This window comes from Sphaerospermopsis sp. FACHB-1094, assembly GCF_014696195.1.
GTDB lineage: Bacteria > Cyanobacteriota > Cyanobacteriia > Cyanobacteriales > Nostocaceae > Sphaerospermopsis > Sphaerospermopsis kisseleviana.
The window spans coordinates 40,763-61,478 of the sequence record NZ_JACJPT010000022.1; the positions used below are offsets into that span (position 1 = coordinate 40,763).

At 36.5% G+C, this 20,716-nt stretch carries 15 protein-coding genes; 11 read left to right on the forward strand and 4 right to left on the reverse strand.

The window, feature by feature from the left end:
* Window positions 1-8: 8 nt before the first annotated feature.
* The 5 genes from lgt (at window position 9) to rlmN (ending at window position 9,375) form a co-directional block, all read left to right on the forward strand.
* Window positions 9-887 carry a prolipoprotein diacylglyceryl transferase gene (gene lgt / locus H6F47_RS09655; RefSeq protein WP_190648884.1) on the forward strand — a complete coding sequence of 293 codons (879 nt, stop codon included), beginning with the start codon at window positions 9-11 and terminating at the stop codon, window positions 885-887.
* A 421-nt stretch (window positions 888-1,308) separates the two neighbouring features.
* On the forward strand, window positions 1,309-2,118 hold the full coding sequence (gene cobM / locus H6F47_RS09660) for a precorrin-4 C(11)-methyltransferase (protein WP_137667536.1): 810 nt from the start codon (window positions 1,309-1,311) through the stop codon (window positions 2,116-2,118).
* Between the two features lie 147 nt (window positions 2,119-2,265).
* Window positions 2,266-2,619 (forward strand): phenylpyruvate tautomerase MIF-related protein, encoded by a 354-nt coding sequence (locus H6F47_RS09665; RefSeq protein WP_096565277.1) that lies wholly within the window; start codon window positions 2,266-2,268, stop codon window positions 2,617-2,619.
* A 184-nt stretch (window positions 2,620-2,803) separates the two neighbouring features.
* A complete protein-coding gene (locus tag H6F47_RS09670; RefSeq protein ID WP_190648887.1) occupies window positions 2,804-8,242 on the forward strand; it encodes an ATP-binding sensor histidine kinase in 5,439 nt (1,812 codons plus the stop codon).
* A 47-nt stretch (window positions 8,243-8,289) separates the two neighbouring features.
* Window positions 8,290-9,375, forward strand: coding sequence for a 23S rRNA (adenine(2503)-C(2))-methyltransferase RlmN (gene rlmN / locus H6F47_RS09675; protein ID WP_190648890.1), 1,086 nt, complete (start codon window positions 8,290-8,292; stop codon window positions 9,373-9,375).
* 84 nt (window positions 9,376-9,459) lie between these two features.
* Here the strand turns inward: rlmN and H6F47_RS09680 are convergent, their stop codons facing one another.
* Complete coding sequence (locus H6F47_RS09680) at window positions 9,460-9,639, reverse strand: replication restart DNA helicase PriA (protein ID WP_096565283.1); 180 nt, start codon at window positions 9,637-9,639, stop codon at window positions 9,460-9,462.
* A gap of 1,449 nt (window positions 9,640-11,088) precedes the next feature.
* Between H6F47_RS09680 and H6F47_RS09685 the strand changes: the two genes are divergently transcribed.
* The 3 genes from H6F47_RS09685 (at window position 11,089) to H6F47_RS28480 (ending at window position 14,530) form a co-directional block, all read left to right on the forward strand.
* Window positions 11,089-13,011, forward strand: a complete 1,923-nt coding sequence (locus H6F47_RS09685; protein WP_190346373.1) for a serine/threonine phosphatase — start codon at window positions 11,089-11,091, stop codon at window positions 13,009-13,011.
* A gap of 129 nt (window positions 13,012-13,140) precedes the next feature.
* Complete coding sequence (locus H6F47_RS09690) at window positions 13,141-14,379, forward strand: protein kinase (RefSeq protein ID WP_096565287.1); 1,239 nt, start codon at window positions 13,141-13,143, stop codon at window positions 14,377-14,379.
* A gap of 25 nt (window positions 14,380-14,404) precedes the next feature.
* Window positions 14,405-14,530 (forward strand): hypothetical protein, encoded by a 126-nt coding sequence (locus H6F47_RS28480; protein WP_277876949.1) that lies wholly within the window; start codon window positions 14,405-14,407, stop codon window positions 14,528-14,530.
* Here H6F47_RS28480 and H6F47_RS09695 read toward each other — a convergent pair.
* Complete coding sequence (locus H6F47_RS09695) at window positions 14,472-14,690, reverse strand: DUF4327 family protein (RefSeq protein WP_096565289.1); 219 nt, start codon at window positions 14,688-14,690, stop codon at window positions 14,472-14,474. The genes H6F47_RS28480 and H6F47_RS09695 overlap by 59 nt on opposite strands.
* Before the next feature lie 292 nt (window positions 14,691-14,982).
* Here H6F47_RS09695 and H6F47_RS09700 point away from each other — a divergent pair, with 292 nt between their 5' ends.
* The 3 genes from H6F47_RS09700 (at window position 14,983) to H6F47_RS09710 (ending at window position 17,320) form a co-directional block, all read left to right on the forward strand.
* The gene (locus H6F47_RS09700) at window positions 14,983-15,390 is read left to right on the forward strand and encodes a tetratricopeptide repeat protein (protein WP_137667533.1); all 408 of its coding nucleotides are present in this window, start codon (window positions 14,983-14,985) and stop codon (window positions 15,388-15,390) included.
* Between the two features lie 192 nt (window positions 15,391-15,582).
* Window positions 15,583-16,386: a Uma2 family endonuclease gene (locus H6F47_RS09705; RefSeq protein ID WP_242027375.1), complete on the forward strand. Its 804-nt coding sequence runs from the start codon at window positions 15,583-15,585 to the stop codon at window positions 16,384-16,386.
* A gap of 175 nt (window positions 16,387-16,561) precedes the next feature.
* On the forward strand, window positions 16,562-17,320 hold the full coding sequence (locus tag H6F47_RS09710; protein WP_190648895.1) for a Uma2 family endonuclease: 759 nt from the start codon (window positions 16,562-16,564) through the stop codon (window positions 17,318-17,320).
* Between the two features lie 72 nt (window positions 17,321-17,392).
* Here H6F47_RS09710 and H6F47_RS09715 read toward each other — a convergent pair whose 3' ends face one another.
* Window positions 17,393-19,660: a hypothetical protein gene (locus tag H6F47_RS09715; protein ID WP_190648898.1), complete on the reverse strand. Its 2,268-nt coding sequence runs from the start codon at window positions 19,658-19,660 to the stop codon at window positions 17,393-17,395.
* A 191-nt stretch (window positions 19,661-19,851) separates the two neighbouring features.
* Complete coding sequence (locus H6F47_RS09720; protein ID WP_096565300.1) at window positions 19,852-20,373, reverse strand: type IV pilin-like G/H family protein; 522 nt, start codon at window positions 20,371-20,373, stop codon at window positions 19,852-19,854.
* Between the last annotated feature and the right edge of the window lie 343 nt (window positions 20,374-20,716).

The following is a 20,716-nucleotide window of genomic DNA, read 5'->3' on the forward strand; positions in this document are numbered from 1 at the left end:
AATTTTGCATGGCACTGGATTTTTCTGCTTTGCTCTTGGGATTTCAATTTACTTCTCCAGGACCAATTATATTTGAACTTGGTCCAGTGATTATTCGCTGGTATGGCTTGTTGATTGCCTCAGCCGTGTTAATTGGCGTTAGTCTTTCGCAATATCTGGCAAAGCGTCGTCATGTTAATCCTGAGTTAATTAGTGATTTGTCGATTTGGCTGGTAATTGGGGCTATTCCCGCAGCTAGGCTATATTATGTTTTATTTCAATGGTCAGAATATTCCCAGCATCCAGAGAGGATTATAGCCATTTGGCAGGGAGGTATTGCCATTCATGGAGCAATTATTGGTGGTGTCATAGCGGCATTAATCTTTGCCAAAGTCAAAAAGATATCTTTTTGGCAATTAGCAGATTTAGTAGCGCCTTCGCTGATTTTAGGGCAAGCGATTGGACGTTGGGGTAATTTCTTCAATTCTGAAGCTTTTGGCAGACCAACGGATTTACCCTGGAAGCTGTATATTCCCTTGGATCATCGTCCCCCCAACTTGGCTAATTTTGAATATTTCCATCCCACTTTTCTCTATGAATCTCTGTGGAATTTATTGGGTTTTGCCCTGCTGCTAACTTTATTTTTTCGCGCTTTATCTGGCAAACCACGCCTAAAGGTAGGCACATTATTTCTCGTTTACTGGGTAGCTTACAGCTTAGGACGATTTTGGATTGAAGGCTTACGCACAGATAGCTTGATGCTAGGTCTACTCAGGATTGCACAAATAGTTAGTTTAACGGGAATTTCTTTAGGTTTAGCTGGTTTAGCTTGGCTTTATTTATTCAAACGCCCTTTACCTGATGTTGTTTCTTCCTCTAAAGGTGATGGGGTGACTGGTGATTGGTGATTAGTGACTGGGGAAATGAAGAGGACAAGGAGCTTTCTAGCAGGGAGCAAGGGGAAAAATACCTCTCCCCTGCACCCCGCCCCCGCCCCCTCACAGGGGTAGGTTTTTTACATTGTCGTGAGGGCAAGACTTGGATGACTTGGAAGGACAGTGGACAAGGGAGGAAAACCGTACAAAATCAGATGCTCTTGGTAACCAAAAAAGTCCGTCAAAATACTGTTGTGCGTATCAAATCTTCCTTGTCTACCTTCCCTCCTTGTCTTCCTGGTCCTGCCCAAAAATAAAAAATGCCCCAGAGTTTTCTCTAGGGCTTAACCAGGGTGCATCTACCATATCTCTCTACTAGGCTAGGGGCGTTGATCCGGAAGGGTAGTCAAGAAATGCCAAAAAAATTTTTTTGGGAATAGTTGTGTAGGTTTCTATGAGTGAATGTACGAATGATATGAGTGATGCAAGTTTGATTCCTCCCTTAGAATCAGCAGTGTATATTGTGGGAGCCGGACCTGGAGATCCAGATTTATTAACGGTTAAGGCGCAAAAACTCCTCTCTAGGGCTGATGTAATTTTATTTGCTGATTCTTTAATTCCAGAACAGATTTTAGATATTTGTCGGCAAGATGCCGAGATTATTAAAACGGCGAATAAGACTTTAGAAGAGATTTTACCGATCATGGTGGAAGCGGTGCGATCGCATAAGTCTGTGGTGCGTCTTCATTCTGGTGATCCTAGTCTCTACAGTGCTATCCATGAGCAAATGCAGCTTTTGACGGAGGCGAATATTCCTTTTGAAGTTATCCCTGGTATTAGTGCTTTTCAAGCTGCGGCCGCTAAACTCAAGATAGAGTTAACAGTGCCTAATTTGGTACAAAGTATTATCCTCACCCGCATCAGTGGACGCACAGAAGTACCAGCCAGAGAGGAATTGGCTAGTTTGGCTGCACATCAAGCTAGTTTGTGTTTATACCTGAGTGCGCGTCATGTTGCCAATGCCCAAGCTCAACTCTTGGAACATTACCCACCACAAACCCAAGTCGCTATTTGCTTTCGTATCGGGTGGCCTGATGAAAAAATCCGGGTTGTTCCTCTTGACAAAATGGCAGAATGTACTCAACAAGAACAATTACTGCGAACTACACTTTATATCATTAGTCCTGCCCTCTTACCAGTAACAAGTCGTTCTCGTTTATACCATCCACAACATAATCATTTGTTTCGTTCATCTCATCACTGAATGCAGAAAACAAAGTAAAATTAGGAGAATCATTGCTACCTTCTCAGGATGGCAATTCTCAAATTTTAATGAAGATTTGAAAATTCATTAAGATTATTCCGGCAATTATTTGGTTTTTTTGTAATTTTAAATTTTGAATTGTTGATTATGCCATTAATCAAAGTCCAAACTTCTGTATCTGCTCCAGAAAAAGCTAAAATTGAGTCCATGCTCAAAGGTTTATCAGCGAAGTTAGCTAAACATACAGGTAAACCTGAATCTTATGTCATGACAGCTTTTGAACCTGAAGTACCCATGACTTTTGCGGGAACTACAGAGCCAGTTTGCTATATTGAAATTAAAAGTGTTGGCACAATGAAACCTGAACAAACTTTAGCTATGAGTCAGGAATTTTGCCAGGAAATTAACTTTTGCTTGGGTGTTCCTACAAATAGAATTTATATAGAATTTGCTGACGCTAAGGGTTTTATGTGGGGTTGGAATAGTACAACCTTTGGTTAATGTTTTTTAAGCATTCAGCTATCAGCTATCAGCTATCAGCTAATAAATTTCAGATTAAATAGACATCTGGGGACAAATAATCTAGAGATGTTCCATGAAGCGTCTCTACAAAAGTTGTCTAAAGCATTTAGTTGATGTCTAAATAAATAAACCTAACTATTCCCTATTTATCAAATAATGAGTTATGAGCAAGAGTAATATCTCTGCTATCACTATTCCTGGTTATCGCATCACAGAAGTCATTCATGTTAGCACTAGAACGACTGTATATCGTGGTGAGCAAGAAAAGACTCAAACTCCAGTCATCATCAAAACTTTAAACGCACAATATCCCCAATTGCACGAATTGATATCCTTAAAAAATCAGTTCACAATTACCCAAGAAATAGAACATCCGAATATTATCAAATCCTATGTTTTAGAAACTTATGGTAATAGTTATGCTCTGATTTTAGAAGATATTGACGGCATATCTCTTCATCAATATGCTAAGTGGCAACCATTAACATTAGATTGGTTTTTCCATATTTCTATTTCCATTGTTGAGGCGTTAGAATATCTATATCAAAATAAAATTATTCATAAAGATATCAAGCCCAAAAATATTATTATTAATCCACAAACAAAGAAAATTAAACTCATAGATTTTAGTATTTCTTGTCTTTTACCTAAAGAAGTTGCTGAAATTAAAAACCTAAATGTATTAGAAGGAACGCTTCCCTATATGTCACCAGAACAAACGGGAAGAATGAATCGCGGGATAGACTACCGGACGGATTTTTATTCTTTGGGTGTGACATTGTATGAATTACTCACAGGACAATTACCTTTTATGAGTAATAATCCTTTAGAGTTGGTGCATTGTCATCTGGCGAAAACTCCTGAACATCCCAGGGAAATTAATCCCCAAATTCCTGAGATTGTAGCAGATATCATTCTGAAATTAATGGCAAAAACACCAGAGGAAAGATATCAAACAGCCAGGGGAATTAGATATGATTTAGAAATCTGTCAACAAATGTTATTAAATCAAGGTGCAATTTCTCATTTTGATTTAGGACAAAGAGATATAGCCGACAGATTTATAATTTCTGATAAAATTTATGGTAGAGAAAATGAGATTATTACTTTATTGGATGCTTTTGAAAGAGTCAGTAATGGCAATAAAGAATTAATCTTAGTAGCTGGTTTTTCTGGTATTGGTAAAACTGCGGTTATTAATGAAATTCATAAACCTATTATCCGTCAAAAAGGTTATTTTATTTCTGGCAAATATGATCAATTTCAACGCAATATTCCTTTGTCGGCTTTAGTAAAAGCATTGCAGAGTTTATTACAGCAACTTTTAACCGAAAGTACCGACAAGTTACAAGAATGGAAAAATCATATTCTATCCGCACTGGGAGAACAAGGACAAGTTATCATTGATGTCATTCCCGAACTAGAAAATATGACTGGTAAGCAACCTGATGTCCCAGAACTTACAGGTAGTGCTGCTCAAAATCGCTTTAATTTTCTCTTTGGTAAATTTATTCAAATATTTGCCACAAAAGAACATCCATTAGTAATTTTTTTAGATGATTTACAATGGGCTGATGCAGCTTCTTTGAAGTTAATAGAATTATTAATTAGTGAAACAGATACTCAATATTTATTGTTAATTGGTGCATATCGAGATAATGAAGTCTATACTGGACATCCTTTAATAATCACCTTAGATAATATTAGCAAAGCAGATGTTATATTTAATCAAATAAACCTACAGCCTTTAGATAAATCACACTTAAATCAACTAATAGTAGATACTTTATATTGTCCAGAATCTGAAACAGAATCCCTCACTGAATTACTGTTAATCAAAACCCAAGGAAACCCATTTTTTACTAATCAATTTATGAAATCCATGTATGAGGATGGGTTGATTAGTTTTAATTTTAATCTTGGTTATTGGCAGTGTGATATTTATGCAGCTAAGGCTTTATATCAAAATGATGATATTGTAGAGTTTTTAGGAACGCAAATCAAAAAATTACCAGTTGATACACAAAACATCTTGAAAATTGCAGCTTGTATAGGTAATCAATTTGATTTATATACTTTATCTATCGTCTGTGAAAAATCACAATTAAAAATAGCTACAAATTTATGGAATGCTTTGAAACAAGGTTTGATTTTACCACAAGATGAAAGTTATAAATTTTATGTAGATAGTGCAGATAGTATAGATGTTATTTCCTTATCTGCTGCGGAATTAAAATTAAATAATTTGGAAAGACTGACAGTTAAATATAAGTTTCTCCATGACAGAGTACAACAAGCTGCTTATTTCTTGATTCCTGATGCGGAGAAACAAGCAACACACCTGAAAATCGGCAAATTAATTTTAAAAAATACTGATTCTGGGGAACTAGAAGAAAGAATATTTGAAATAGTCAACCAGCTTAATATTAGTGTTGAATTAATTACTAATGAATTAGATAAATATGAATTAGCTAAACTCAACTTAATTGCAGGGCAAAAAGCTAAGTTGTCTACAGCTTATGAAGCCGCTGTGATATATTTAAGAATGGGTTTAGAACTGTTAGCAATAGATAGTTGGCAAAATCAGTATGATTTGACTTTAAATCTTTATGTAGAAGCTGTCGAAGCCGAATTTTTAAACATTAATTTTGATCAAGCACAAACCTATATAAAAATAGTCAAAAACCATGCACATAGTTTACTTGATCAAGTGAAAGTATATGAAGCAGAAATGCAAATATATATGGCTCAGGTACAAATCCAATTAGCCATTGAAACAGGTTTAAATATTACCAATTTGTTGGGAGTTAACTTAGAAAAAGAACCACCAGAAAACTTAAATGTTGATGATTTAATCAATTTACCTGTGATGACTGCACCGGATAAAATTGCAGCGATGCGGATTTTAGCTAACATGACTGCTGCTAGTTATTTTGTTGATCCGGCATTATTTCCAGCAATTATTTTTACAATGATACATTTATCGGTTAAATATGGTAATTGTTCAAGTTCTGCTCATGGGTATGTGAATTATGGTGTAATATTATGTGGATTTTTCTTAGATATTGATACTGGATACCGCTATGGTAAATTGGCTTTGAATTTATTGGATAAATTGGATGCCAAAGAAATCAAATGTAGAGTTTTGGTAATGTGGAATGCTAATATTAATTTTTGGAAAAATCATGTTGATAAAACAATAGATAGTTTACTGGAATCTATAAATTGTGGTATAGAAGTGGGAGATTTAGAATATGCTGGTTATGCTTCCGCTATGTACAATATAAATATGATATTAAATGGAGAAAATTTAGCATCTATATTTCAGCATCTCGAAACATATATACATTTAATGTGTAATTTCAAGCAAGAGGGAACTGTTCCTGTTCACCAAGTCTGGAAACAGTTTGTGTTGAATTTTTTAGATAGCAATAATATTAAGAAATCGGATTTTAGTGGTAATTCATTTAATGAATCTGTATTATTACCACTTTTATTAGAGACCAACAGCTCTACAACATTGTTTTCTTTGTATTTAGCAAAAAGTATATTTTTTTATTTTTTTAGAAATACTGAAAAATCCCTTGAAAGTGCGGTTAAAGGACAGGAATATTTAAAGTATGTTGTTGGACAAATTACTGTAAGTTACCATAATTTATACTACTCTTTATCTCTTTTGGCTGAATATCCAAATCAATCTATAAGCGAACAAAAGACAAGTTTAAAAACTGTTTTAGCCAATCAAAAACAAATGCAATTTTGGGCTAATCATGCACCGCAAAACTATCAGCATAAGTATGATTTAGTGGCAGCAGAAATAGAAAGAGTTTTGGGTAATAATTGGCAAGCGATGGAACTTTATGATCAAGCAATTGCTGGAGCAAAGGAAAATAAATATATCCAAGAAGAAGCAATTGCGAATGAATTAGCTGCTCAATTTTATCTGGAATCTGGTAAAATAAAAATTGCTCAAACTTACTTAATAGATGCTTATTATTGTTATGTTAATTGGGGTGCTAAAGCTAAAGTAGAAGATTTAGAAATAACCTATCCTCAGCTACTTATTCCTATTCTCAAGCAAAAAGCAATAGACAGTGAAGAACCTAATTTGATTAGTAAGCTTATATCTGATTCTAGCAATAGCAGTGTATCAGCAATTTTAGATTTAGAAACAGTTACTAAAGCATCTCTAGCCATTTCTTCGGAAATTAAGATAGAAAAATTACTACATACTTTACTGGATGTAATTGTAGAAAATACAGGAGCAAAAAAAGCTGTTTTTATTTTACAGCAAGAAGGCAACTTATTTGTTGTACCACAATATCGAGAAAACCAAAAAGTTGAGTTAAACTTTACACAATTCAGTGAGCATCAAAACTTACCATTAAGCGTTATCAATTATGTTTTGAATACTCAAAAAGACATCTTGATTAATGATGCTACTAATGAAAAAACATTTGCTGTTGATCCTTATATTATTAAATATCAACCTAAATCTATTCTCTGCAATCCTATTTGCAATCAAGGTAAAGTTATCGGCATTATCTATTTAGAAAATGATTTAACAGTAGGTGCATTTACCCCGGAAAGACTGAAAGTATTAAAACTTTTATCTTCCCAAGCAGCTATTTCCTTAGAAAATGCCCAACTCTATGGTAAATTAGAAGAAAAAGTTGCCAATAGAACTCAGGAATTAAATGAAAAAAATCTGCACTTAGAAAAAACACTGCGGGAATTACAATTTACACAACTGCAATTAATTCAAACGGAAAAAATGTCTAGTTTAGGACAATTAGTTGCTGGTATTGCCCATGAAATTAATAATCCTGTAAATTTTATCTATGGTAATATCGATCATGCTCAAAACTATATTGAAGCTTTGATAAATTTGCTCAATCTTTATAAACAAGAGTATCCCCAACCTACATCTTTATTGCAACAAAAGATGGCAGAAATAGATTTAGATTTTTTGATTGTAGACTTACCAAAAATACTCAGTTCAATGTCTGTAGGTGCAGATCGTATCCGCAACATTGTTCTAGGATTACGTAATTTTTCCCGTTTAGATGAATCAGAAATGAAGTTTGTAGATATCCATGAGGGGATTGAAAGTACATTAATGCTGTTGCAACCCCGGTTTAAGGAAAAGTTAGGTTATGCACAAAATATAGTTACTAAAGATTATGGTAAGTTACCTTTAGTTATCTGTTACGCTTCGCAGCTAAATCAGGTGTTTATGAATATTATCAGTAATGCGATTGATGCTTTATATCAACATGAGCAGAGTTTATCAAAAGCGGAAAAAGAATTGTATTTTAGTCAAATTAAAATTAGTACAGCTATCATTAATAATGATTGGGTGAAAATTTCCATTAAAGATAATGCAATGGGAATTAATCCAGAAATTAAACAACGGATATTTGATCCTTTTTTCACAACTAAACCTGTTGGTGAAGGTACAGGTTTAGGTTTATCAATTAGTTATCAAATTATCGTAGACAAACATAGTGGGAGAATAGAGTGCTTGTCTGAACCGGGAATGGGTACAGAATTTATTATTCAAATTCCTATTAATTCGCGTCAGAAAAGCAACACAAGTTGAGAGCATGGGTGTAGGATAGAGATATAGAATCAAATTATGGTTTTTTTATGTCTGCTACACCCCTGGTATCTCTGGTAAATTCCACTAACTCTACAAACTCTACCACTGCAAACTCTGAACTTGTTTCCCCTCTTCTCGGTGCTTCGGTAGCTGAGTTAACCGCTTGGGTTCAAGAACAAGGACAACCTGGATACCGGGGGAAACAACTACATAATTGGATATATGATAAAGGTGTGCGTAATTTAGCAGATGTTTCTGTATTTCCTAAAAGTTGGCGAGAAAAAGTTATGGATATTCCTATAGGTCGTTCATCTCTACATTATCGTTCTGTTGCTGCTGATGATACGGTAAAATATCTGTTGAAATTAGCAGATGGAGAAATTATTGAAACTGTTGGTATTCCCAGTGATAAGCGGTTAACGGTTTGTGTTTCTACTCAAGTTGGTTGTCCAATGGCCTGTGATTTTTGTGCGACGGGGAAAGGAGGTTTTAAACGTAATCTGAGTCGTGCAGAAATTGTGGATCAAGTTTTAACTGTACAGGAAGATTTTCAGCAACGGGTGAGTAATGTGGTGTTTATGGGGATGGGTGAACCGTTGTTGAATACGGAAAATGTAATTTTGGCTTTGAAATCTTTAAATCAAGATGTGGGAATAGGAGCGCGATCGCTCACTGTTTCTACTGTAGGTATTCGCGATCGCATTCGTCAATTAGCCGAACACCATTTTCAAATTACCCTCGCTGTCAGTCTTCATGCACCAAACCAAACATTAAGAGAGCAAATTATTCCCAGTGCTAAACCCTACCCCATCGAAGACTTACTCGCAGAATGTCGAGAATATGTAGAAATAACCGGACGCAGAGTAACTTTTGAATATATCCTTTTAGCGGGAGTAAATGACTTACCAGAACACGCTTTAGAATTATCAAAACGTCTGCGCGGTTTTCAAAGTCATGTGAATTTAATTCCTTACAACCCTATCGAGGAAGTAGATTATAAAAGACCAAACCGCGATAGAATACAAGCTTTTGTTAATGTTCTCCAACAACAAAACATTGCTGTGAGTGTCAGATATTCTCGCGGTTTAGAAGCAGACGCAGCTTGTGGACAACTGAGAAGAAATAAAAGGTAATTGGTAATTCATAATTCATAATTCATAATTCATAATTATAAATTACTACCCAATCACCAATCACCAATCACCAATCACCAATCACTATTTTTTAGCATAAATACCTGGTGCATAAGCCTCAATAACCCTACCAGTGCGAGTGCAGCTAATCATCAGGTAATCACAGGTTGGGCATTGGGTTCTGGTGACTTGACTCTCAGCAATAAAGTGACGTTCAGCTGTACTGCCGCAATTTGGGCAATGAATTTTTTGTAAAACTTGCATTTTAAAACCCCTGGATTAAATAATGTTGGTAAAAATCCGTAACTCTAGCCAGTCAAGATTTATAGCCACAGAGGCGGCTCTTTTTTAACAAATTTAACAATTTAAAAATTTCACGTAAGTAGTCGTGCAAAATAAATTTTATATTTGGGAGAGGGAACAGGGAACTATTAACAGGGAACAGATACAGATAAGGAATACAGAGATTTTTGTTTGTTCCAAAAATGTTAAATTAATTTTGCCCAGGTACTTATCCTTATTCATTATCTTAGTCTTCTTATTTTTATTCGTCACACTTTAGATATATAAATTTACTTTTCCTGTAACTTTTGTTTTCATTCTTAGTGATCCCCGTACTTTAATCTTTGAGACAAGTATATTTATCCTCTTGTTTTCAAATAGGTTGTTTTTGTATTCAACCGCCACAGAAAAAGAAAAACTGTATTTTAAGTCACAAAATATTTTTCTTTAGATTTTGTTAAGCTTTTCGCTGTATAAATTGTATTTCAGATTACATTTATATTCTCGGCTATAGTGGTATTTACTACCTTTATTACCTTTATTAGAGAAAATATCATTACATGACTCAGTGATAATTTAAGCAAAACTTCCAACATGAGATAATACAGTAATCAACTACTTTTGCTAATCTAGAGATTAGTAATGGGTAATGAGAAATGGGTAATTAGTAATAGATATTCTTAATTATTAATTGCCCATTATTTCTTATCATGTAAGACTTTAAGAGTTATCGAATTAGCGAGATTACACCAAAAAATAGCCAACATTACAGCATTTACCAAGTTAGTGAGGTACAGATTTTTTTATCTTAGGGAATTGGGAATTGGCAATTAGGAATTAGGAATTAGGAATTGGTAACAGTAAATAAATTAGGGTGTACCTCATGAGACTGGGAAACGCTATAGAAAAGATACATTACATAAAATCACGACCTATATTAGGGGTTGCTGAGAAAGTCTTTTCGTGTTCGCGCAGCGTGACGTAAGTCATGGGAATAGGAGTCAGGAGGAGAATTAAAGACATTTTTTTATTTCTGGCTGCCCATAAAAGTGCAAGGTTTTTCAGACTCAAGACTCTATAACGAAAGCACCTACCGTCTTTTTTATGAGCCTTTTTGGTTTATTCCGCATCCCCTATATTAGCAAAAACCACGCGGTGATAGGGATAGAGGATTTGACTGTATCCGAGATGTTAGCTAATGGGAAATTATCAAAAGCTATATCAGATATGGGCTTTTATGAATTTAGAAGACAACTAGTACCGCTTCGCGGAAGTCAAAAGTCAAAAGTCAAAAGTCAAAAGTCATACTAGAATATAAAACACAACTATATGGCAGTAAGTTAGTAATTGTGGATAGATTTTATCCCAGTAGAGACGTTATAGATTTAGTAGCTAGAAGCATCTTAGAAGAAAAAGCAAGGAATTTCTACTATGCTCATTTGCCCGCAATGTCAATTTGAAAATCCCAATGACAATAAGTTTTGTCAAAGTTGTGGCACGTCTTTAACTTATAAGACTTGTCCTGAATGTGGGGCAGAAGTCCTTTTAAATAATCAATACTGTCACAAGTGTGGTGCAGAATGTGGCACGATTTGGTGGGCAATGATTACCCAAGAAACATCTGTCGTCTTTTCCGAATTTGGGGAAGAAAAATTAACACCAGATATAGGTAACACAAACACCCGTCTACAATTTGCGGTAGGCTCATTTTTAGATCGGGGACAACGCTATCAATTATTAGAACCTTTACCAGAACCGGAAGTGATAGCGGGTGGTACTGAGTATAAAGTCAAAGTTTTAGATTGCCAACCCTTTCACATTTCACCTATTGAGGCGATGCTGGAACATCAACCACAGGGTTTGATTGTGCCATCGGTGAGTGTAATTGGCATTCCTAGTTTGGCTCAAGCTTATGTGGCATTACAACAGGAAATGTCACCGGGAATACCCATAATTCACGATGCTTGGCAACAAGATAATATGCAGGTGGTACTGATTGAAGACCGTTCCCATTGGCAGTTGTTACTGAAGGCGTGGCAAGATCCAGCCACCCATCCACTACAGATTTTACACTGGTGTTATCAGATGATCCAACTTTGGGAGATACTGAAACCAGTGAATTGTCGTCAAAGTTTGTTGAAGTTATCAAATCTGCGACTAGATGAAGACCAAACACTGGGGTTGCAACGGTTGGATCTGGAAACACCTACTAAAAATTTGCCTACTGATGGCGAGCGGCCTTTAACTATCAAGTCTTTGGGAAGGGTTTGGCGCAATTTATGTCTACAGTCTCAACATACTCATATTGCCTCTCTTGTGGAAATTTTGGATGATTTAGAAGCTGGTAAGATTGCAACTGGGGAAGAATTGCGATCGCATTTGGAGGAAATATCCACAGAACTACAATCACCTTCTAACTCTGGTCTTGCTTCTACAGAGACAAAATATACTTCTGCGCCAACTTTGTTGCAAGATGATAATTGTCAGGATGAGGAAAGAAATGAAGATGCACCGACAATTATCTTGCCAATGCAATTAAGGAGTGTGGAAGATGTAGGACGCACTGATGTCGGTCGTCAACGTGATCACAACGAAGATTATTTTGCCATTGAAACCAAGCAGCAAAAGCTGGATGTACCTGGAAATCGCCATTTGCAAGCTAGGGGTTTGTATATTCTCTGTGATGGTATGGGGGGACACGCTGGAGGTGAGGTGGCCAGTGAGTTGGCTGTAACTACTTTGCGAAAATACTTTCAAGAAAAGTGGGTTGGGGAGGAACTACCAACATCTGAAATGATCGAAGCAGCGGTTTTGTTAGCTAATCAAACGATTTATGATCTCAATCAACAAGGACTGCGTTCTGGTGTGGGGCGCATGGGTACAACTTTGGTGATGTTATTGATGCAAAACACTAAGTTAGCAGTTGCCCATCTGGGAGATAGTCGTCTTTATCGCCTCACACCCAAGGGCGGTCTAGAACAAATGACTGTAGACCATGAAGTGGGTCAACGGGAAATTGCTAAAGGATTATCTCCCAGTGTAGCTTATGCTCGTCCAGATGCCTACCAACTGACTCAAGCTTTGGGTCCACGAGATGCCGATTTTGTCCATCCTGATATCAATTTCTTTGAGATTCATGAAGATTGTTTGCTGTTGTTGGTTTCCGATGGGTTATCAGATAATGATTTATTGGAAACTAATTGGCAGACTCACCTCACACCGTTGCTCAGTTCGAGTACAAATTTGGAATCAGGTCTGAGCGACTTGGTTGATCTAGCAAATGAATACAATGGTCACGACAATATTACGGCTATATTGATTCGGGTTAAGGTTTCTCCGATACAAACAAGCTAACTCATGCTAACTAGCTGTTAACCCTATCGGCAAAGTTGACATAGAATGGAAATGAGGTTGATAGGCCATGTCTTTACAAGTAGTTCTCTTTTCTGATAGATAAATAATTATGAATTATAAATTTTGATTGTGGTAACACTGACCCTGTTAGACACGAAAAATAAAACGCCGCTTAAACAGTGGAGTTTTCAGGGTTCCTCTGTGATTCGCATTGGTCGCGCGGTGGATAATCATGTTGTACTCAATGATAGTTTAGTTTCTCGGTATCATCTGCAACTTCAACAATTGAGTGCTGGCAGCAGCAGTGATGCTTGGCAGGTAATTAGTCAAGGGACAAATGGTACTTTTCTTAATGGTGTTCTGGTAACAAAAAGTACGTTATCCGATAATTCTCTCCTGCAACTAGCACAGGGAGGACCTATACTCAAATTCCAACTTGAGGATATACCGGAACTGACGGTTTCACCTTGGCAACCAATACACCAGGAAATTGAGAAAGTTGCAGTTTCCCATTGCAATCACGAAGGAAATTCCCCAAATAATATATTTTGTGTTCACTGTGGTCAACCGCTAACTGTGATCAAGCGAATTCGCCATTATCAGGTCTTACGCACACTGGGACAGGGTGGTATGGGTACTACTTACCTAGCTTGGGATGCTACAGGTGTAATTACAGGTGTTCCTCAACTGTTGGTGTTAAAGCAGATGAATGCGGATATGGCTAAAATTGCTAAAGCGCAGGAGTTGTTTGAACGAGAAGCGAAAACTCTGAAATGTCTTAATTATCGAGGAATTCCCAAATATTATGATTTTTTTGCCGAAGATAGGAAAAACTACTTGGCAATGGAGTTAATTCACGGACAGGATTTGGAAAAGCGTGTATATACTACTGGTCCTGTGACTCCTCATCAGGCGATCGCTTGGATGATTCAGACTTGCGATATTTTAGATTATCTCCATAACCAAGATCCACCTCTGATTCACCGGGATATTAAACCTGCTAATTTGATGGTAAGAAATGCTAATAATCAAATTGTGGTGTTGGATTTTGGTGCTGTGAAGGAAATTGGCACTGCACCAGGGACGAGGATCGGCGCTGAAGGTTATTGCGCTCCTGAGCAGGAACGAGGACAACCATTGACACAATCGGATTTGTATGCTATCGGTCCAACGCTGATTTTTTTACTGACTGGGCAAAATCCTGTAAATTTTATCCGCCACAGGGGACGTGGTGTTTGTTTTGATGTGAAAAATGTGCCGACAATTACTCCTCAACTCCGCGAAATTATTGAACGGGTGACGGAAGCTTTACCACGCGATCGCTTTCAAAGTGCTAAGGAGTTGGCTAAGGCTTTGATGGCTTGTTAGTGATTGGGTAATGGGTAATGGGTAATTGGTAATTGGTAATTACGTGAAATTCTTTTCCCAGTCACCAGTCCCCAGTCACCAGTCCCCAGTCCCTAATCTTCGTCCCAAGTTTCTACTGCTAATAGATCACCAATGGGATCTTGCATACTAAAGCCAAAGTCCAGGAGTTCTTGTTTCCAGTGTTGCCATTCATTGCCGTAGAGGAAGGCAATTTTCCAGATGCTATCGCTGGGCTTGATAATACTGGATTCTACGAGTGATTGCACATTGCGCTGCAATTTCACCATAGGGTGAATCACTTGCTGAGTCATAACCTCGATGTGGTTCAAATTTTATTTGTGTGAATACTTAGTTAAAACTGCTTTCCAGTTGGCATTTTTTACTGGTGCGCGAGTCCTATAGTTTGGCGAAGCTAGTCTTAACTTCTAGAGTATATCATAAATGATTCTGGGAAATTGCTAAAAATTTGGTTTTGTACGGTAATTACGACTAAAGGCAGGAGGCACAGGAGGCTGTGATATTTTCTTGGGGTTTGTGGGTAATCTCATAAATAGGAGAGGAAGATTGCTGTTTTTCTGTGTTTACCGCAGCAAGTATTGATACATGGCTAGTTCTGGTAGTGATTACTTAGAAAAACGTCGTCAGCAAATTGCAAGAAAGCAAAGAATTGTTACATATATTTCTTTATTGGGCTTCGGTGGTTCTATATTGTTTGGGGGGTTTAGTACGATTCAACGGGCTTGGCAACAACCGCAGCAATCGGTGGTTGAATCTGCTGAGACTGGGTTAGAGAAACAAATTAAGGGTTATGAGTTGGTTTTGCAGCGTGAACCTAATAATCAAGTTGCTTTGGAGAAGTTGTCAGTGATGAAGTTACAGATGGGGGATAATCAGGGAGCGATCGCTCTGATGGAACGTTTGGTGAAGTTGCATCCTGATCGGGAGGATTACCAGACTGTGTTGGCGGATGTGAAAAATAGAGCAGAGGGAAATAATCAAGCGGCTAAATAAGTGAGCTATTACGCATTTAAATTTTATGAACTAAACAAGTTTAACTCTTGTGAGGTGGGCATCCCTGCCCGCCCTAATATTTGCCCTAATATTGAATTGTTTACAATAAACTCAGGTGAATGCCATGCCATAACCTATCCTAGCTAACACAAACCTACACAATGGGAAATTATGGACACTGTGAAACTTGATATGAAACTTGATCTGCCAACTGATCTACCCACCCAATTACCAGACCATACTCAATTACCCTGTGAAGATGGAACTTTTGTGAAAAATTTTCAAGAACATCCTCAAAGTATTTTATTAACAGAATCTATTTGGTCAAGATTACAGGAAATTCATCCAGATAAACAATTTTGTATAGGTCAAGATAGCGGTATTTATTGGCGTATTACTGAGCCACCACAAAAAGGAGCAGAAGCACCAGATTGGTTTTATGTTCCTGATGTACCGCCAACTTTAAATGGACAAATGCGCCGTTCTTATGTGTTATGGCAAGAATTTGTCGCTCCTTTAATTGTGATTGAATTTGTCTCAGGTAATGGTGCTGAAGAAAGGGATGAAACGCCATATTTAGGTAAATTTTGGGTGTATGAAAAAGCGATTAGAGTACCTTTTTATGGAATTTATGAAGTGCAGAAAGCATCATTGGAATTATATCATTTAGTTGAGGGAAAGTATTATTTAATGTCACCTAATGAAAGGGGTCGTTATCTAATTCAAAAAATGGGTGTAGAGTTGGGTATTTGGCAAGGAACATATAAAAATGTAGAGTTACCTTGGTTAAGATGGTGGGATTTAGATGGTAATTTATTGTTAACAGGAGAAGAACAAGCTGAACAGGAAAAACAACGGGCTGAACAGGAAAAACAACGGGCTGAACAGGAAAAAAAACGGGCTGAACAAGAAAAACAACGGGCTGAACAAGAAAAACAACGGGCGGATAAATTAGCGGCTAAATTGCGACAATTGGGAATAGAATTAGATGAGTAAATAGACTGCTAGAACACCGATGCATTAATCGTAAGGGCGTATAGCATTCGGACAGAATATGAACTGGTTTCAGCAATAGGTTATCACCCGAATGCTTCGCCCCTACAAGGTAAGTCCCTAAACCTTTGGCGGATATGATTAATCAATAACAGATAAAATAGGAGTGAATAAAATTATGCTCCCATTCACCACAGAAGAAACAATTTCCAACTCAGAAGAACAACTGATTAATTTTCCCAACCAACATGATCTCCCCTGTGATGACGATGACGTTATGGAAACTCTGCGACATAAATACCAAATGGATTTACTTTTGGAAACCATCTACCCTTGGTTAGAAAAACGTCAAGATGGTTTTGCCGCAGGGAATATGTTTGTTTATTTTAGTCCCTACCAAGTGAAAAAATATGATTATAAAGGTCCTGATTTTTTCTGTGTTTTAGATGTATCACAACAGGAAAGAAAAAGCTGGGTAGTTTGGGAAGAAGGAAAAACCCCTGATGTGGTGATAGAGTTATTATCAGAAAGCACTGCTAATTATGATAAAACTAAGAAAAAATTAGTTTATCAAGACCGGATGCGAGTACCGGAGTATTTCTGGTATGATCCTTTTAATCCTGATGATTGGGCGGGTTTTGCTATTGTTGAGGGAGTATATCAACCTCTAACCCGTGATGATAAAAATCGCTATATTAGTAAGAAATTGCAATTAGCTTTAGTGTGTTGGCAAGGTGTGTATAGAGGTGTGGATACGGTTTGGTTACGGTGGGAAACTTTAGATGGTGAGTTGCTGTTAACAGATAAAGAAGTTAGTGAACAGGAAAAACAACGTGCTGAACAGGAAAAACAACGTGCGGATGATGCAGAATTAGAAATAGCAAGGTTAAGGGATTTGTTGAAAAATTCAGGTGTTGATATTAATGGTTTAGAGTAAAAATCAATAGATCCCGGACTTATTAAATAATTCTGGGATCTGGTTATAAACAATAAAAATGTAAGCGAATACTTACATAAAAACTTTATTGTCTGAATCAGGATATCCAGGATTTAAGGATTGACAGGATGAACTAGAACAATAGACATCTCCAGAAAAATATATTTGCCACATCTGTAAATAAGCTTTCTCCATTTCCCGCGCAAATTTCTTACCATTCCAGAGGGGAGATGTTTGTCTTGATTTTCGTAGTTTCCATACTATTTCTTGTCTTAATTTTTCATCCTTACCCAACCTTACACCCCACTCTACATACTCTTCATCACTCCAAGCTATTCCTTCAGTTACACCCACATTCATCATCATTGTATAACTATTACGGGCTGCAAATTGTTCTCCCACTCTGGTAACTATAGGTATTCCCATCCATAATGTTTCTAGGGTTGTGGTTGCACCGTTGTAAGGATAGGTATCTAAGACAACATCCGCAATAGCTAAATTAGCACGATGTTCTGTATCTAACGGTGCAGAAGGTAAAAATCTTAACTGTTTTAAATCAACTCCTTCTGCTTCCGCAATTGGGGCGATAAAATCTTGTAAATCTTGATAATTAGTTCGATGACTTTTGAGGAGAAAATAACTATTAGGTACTTGTTTAAGAATTTGTAATTGCAATCGGATATTCTGAGGATTACGTTTTAATCCCGTTTGAGAACTAAAATAAATAATCCCATCTTCAGAAATATCTAAAGATTCTCTGGTGAGAGTTGGTGTTCCTATAGTAAAACCATCAATACCAATATAATTTTCAGGCAGTCGCCAAATTTTTTCTGTGTAATAATCCTGTGCTGATTCTGGTAGAACATAGTGATCAGCCATAAAATAATCTACTGTGGGAAAACCAGTCCCATCATACCCTAACCAACTAATTTGAATGGGTGCAGGTTTCAAGGCTAAAATGGCGCAACCACCATAGGAAGTTAAACTATCTAAATCAACTAAAATATCTATCTCATCTGCATTAATTTTATCTGCCATTGCTACCATTGACAAACATTCTTGATGATAACGCTCACCAAATTCGTTCTTGTAAGCTTGTTGATGGGGGTCGTAAATATTCTCTTTTAAAGAATACAGATAAATATCAAATTGCTGAGGATCATGATATTTTAACAACCACCAAGCTAAGAAACCCACAGAATGAGTACGAAAACATTCTGATAAATAGCCTATTCTTAAAGGACGCTCACTCAAAGCAGGACGATGTGATTGAAAACGTTTTTGATAAGTATTAATATTTTCGGGAAAACTTTTCCACAACACTTGTTGAGATAAAGCAGCTAATCCATTGCGAATTAATCTATTTTCACGTGGATTATCTTCCATGTATAACAAAAAAGCGCCAATGCTAAGAAGCTGAACTAAGCTTTCGTCGTCTGATTTGCTGTTGACAACATTAGATAAATATAGTTTATATGCTTGGTAAGCTTGAACTGCTTTTTCCCAACTTGCACAAGAAGTTAATAATGCGTCTAGTAAGTAATGGTAACCATTAATTTGATCAATTGGTTTTTGAGCAAGGGCTAAATATTTTTTCACCCAATCAATAGATTCTTTAGTATAAGCTGATCCTAGTCTTTGCAAAGGAGCAACAATTTTTCTAATGCAATCTAAATTATTTGGGTCTAAATGGAGAGCAACTTTTGCAAAGTAAATTGACATATAAGACTGAGAAAACCGATAATAAGCTTCGGCTTTTCCTTTCAGTAATGGAATAATGGTGTCAGATGTTGATAAATGAATTATAAATTTTTCAAGCAGATGATCAACAAAGGGAGGAGGAGTAACTGGATCAAGATGAACTAACTTTTCAATTACTTTAACTAATAAATTTTCGTCAAAAACAGGGGTTTCTGTTAGTTGAGATATAGTTTCAACTAATTGATTAATATTCGTTTCCAGATCCTCAATATTTAAGTCAGTGTTTAGTTCAATTATTTTTAAAAGATTATTAATATCATCAGGTATAAATTCTTTAATGTGTTGACGAATTACCCAAGCTAATTTATTGTTAGAATTTGCTTCTTGTTCTTGAGCAGAATGTAATAAAATTTCTGTTAATTCTTGCAACCAAGATTCTGACTCTTCTTCTCCAAATTCCAGAAGGGGAGTCATCCATGTAATTTGGGCTTCTTCCTCTCTACCCTCTAATAATAAGGCTAACCCTAAATACCAATAATTAGAAACATCTCTGGGATTTTCAGCAATATTTTGTTCATATTCTGGAATACTTAACAAAGTTAAAGCTGAAGCAACTTGATTATTTAACTGGGTAGTCATAATGAACAAACTGGAAATCGTTTGGAAATATCTTACCAAGTGAGATTACGCCTGATCTGAAAATAAGCTTAAAAATCAAAAGCATTGTAGGGATTAACGACTGTTAACCCCTACATAATGTGATAAAATCAGGTAAAAATGCTAGATGCACTTCCATTGATCTAGCATTTCCAACAAGCAAAAATTAAGTGTTATTTCATTTTTTCCAGACCAGTACAAGCTGAAGTGTTAGGAGTAGTGCTTAAATTAGGTGCAGCAACTGATGTTCCTGTCTGCACACCTGTTGTCTGACAAGCAATAGCTTCAGTTTGACCAGTAGTGAGAATGACTACACCACCAGAAAAACCTTTGAGAGAACTTGGGTCTTTTGTTGTCGCTAGAACAACTGTGCTGTTTACATCGGCGCTGGGTATTGTATAATTATAGAAATCTGTTGATGAAGGAATACCTATTTTGAGCTGGTCAAACGTTGTCGCAAAGGATGTATTCTCAATCCGGTATGACTGTTGCGCTTTGTTTACTGAATTTACATAGGTTTTTGCTTCTGATTGTTTAGCTTTTGCAGCTTGGTTAAGGAAAGAAGGTAGCGCGATAGCAGATAGAATAACGATGATGATGATAACAACTAATAATTCAATCAGGGTGAAACCTTCGTTTTCTTTCTTTTTACCCAGGATGTGTTCTAAGAATTTTGCTTTCAGTTCAGTTTTCATAGTAGTTTTCCTTCAGGTGAAGTATTGTTTGTTTCTTTGTACAAATAACTTACCCACATCTGATCAGTTTCATATCACCTCTAGCAAAAATTTTTTTACCATCTTGTCAAAAGTGATGAAAATGGGCTAAAACCTTTATTTAGCAATACTTTACCTGTATATTGTTCGAGTTTAAAAGAGTTAAATAATTGTATATCTTAATTAATCTTGTTCTTGAAGCAACGAGTATCAATACTGACTCAAATCAGAGGTAAATAGGGTTTGCTGAATAAACCTAAAACCTTGATATATCAAAGGTTAGAGGCTGATAAACACAGAAATTAGTGCAAGGGTTTTGAAGGGT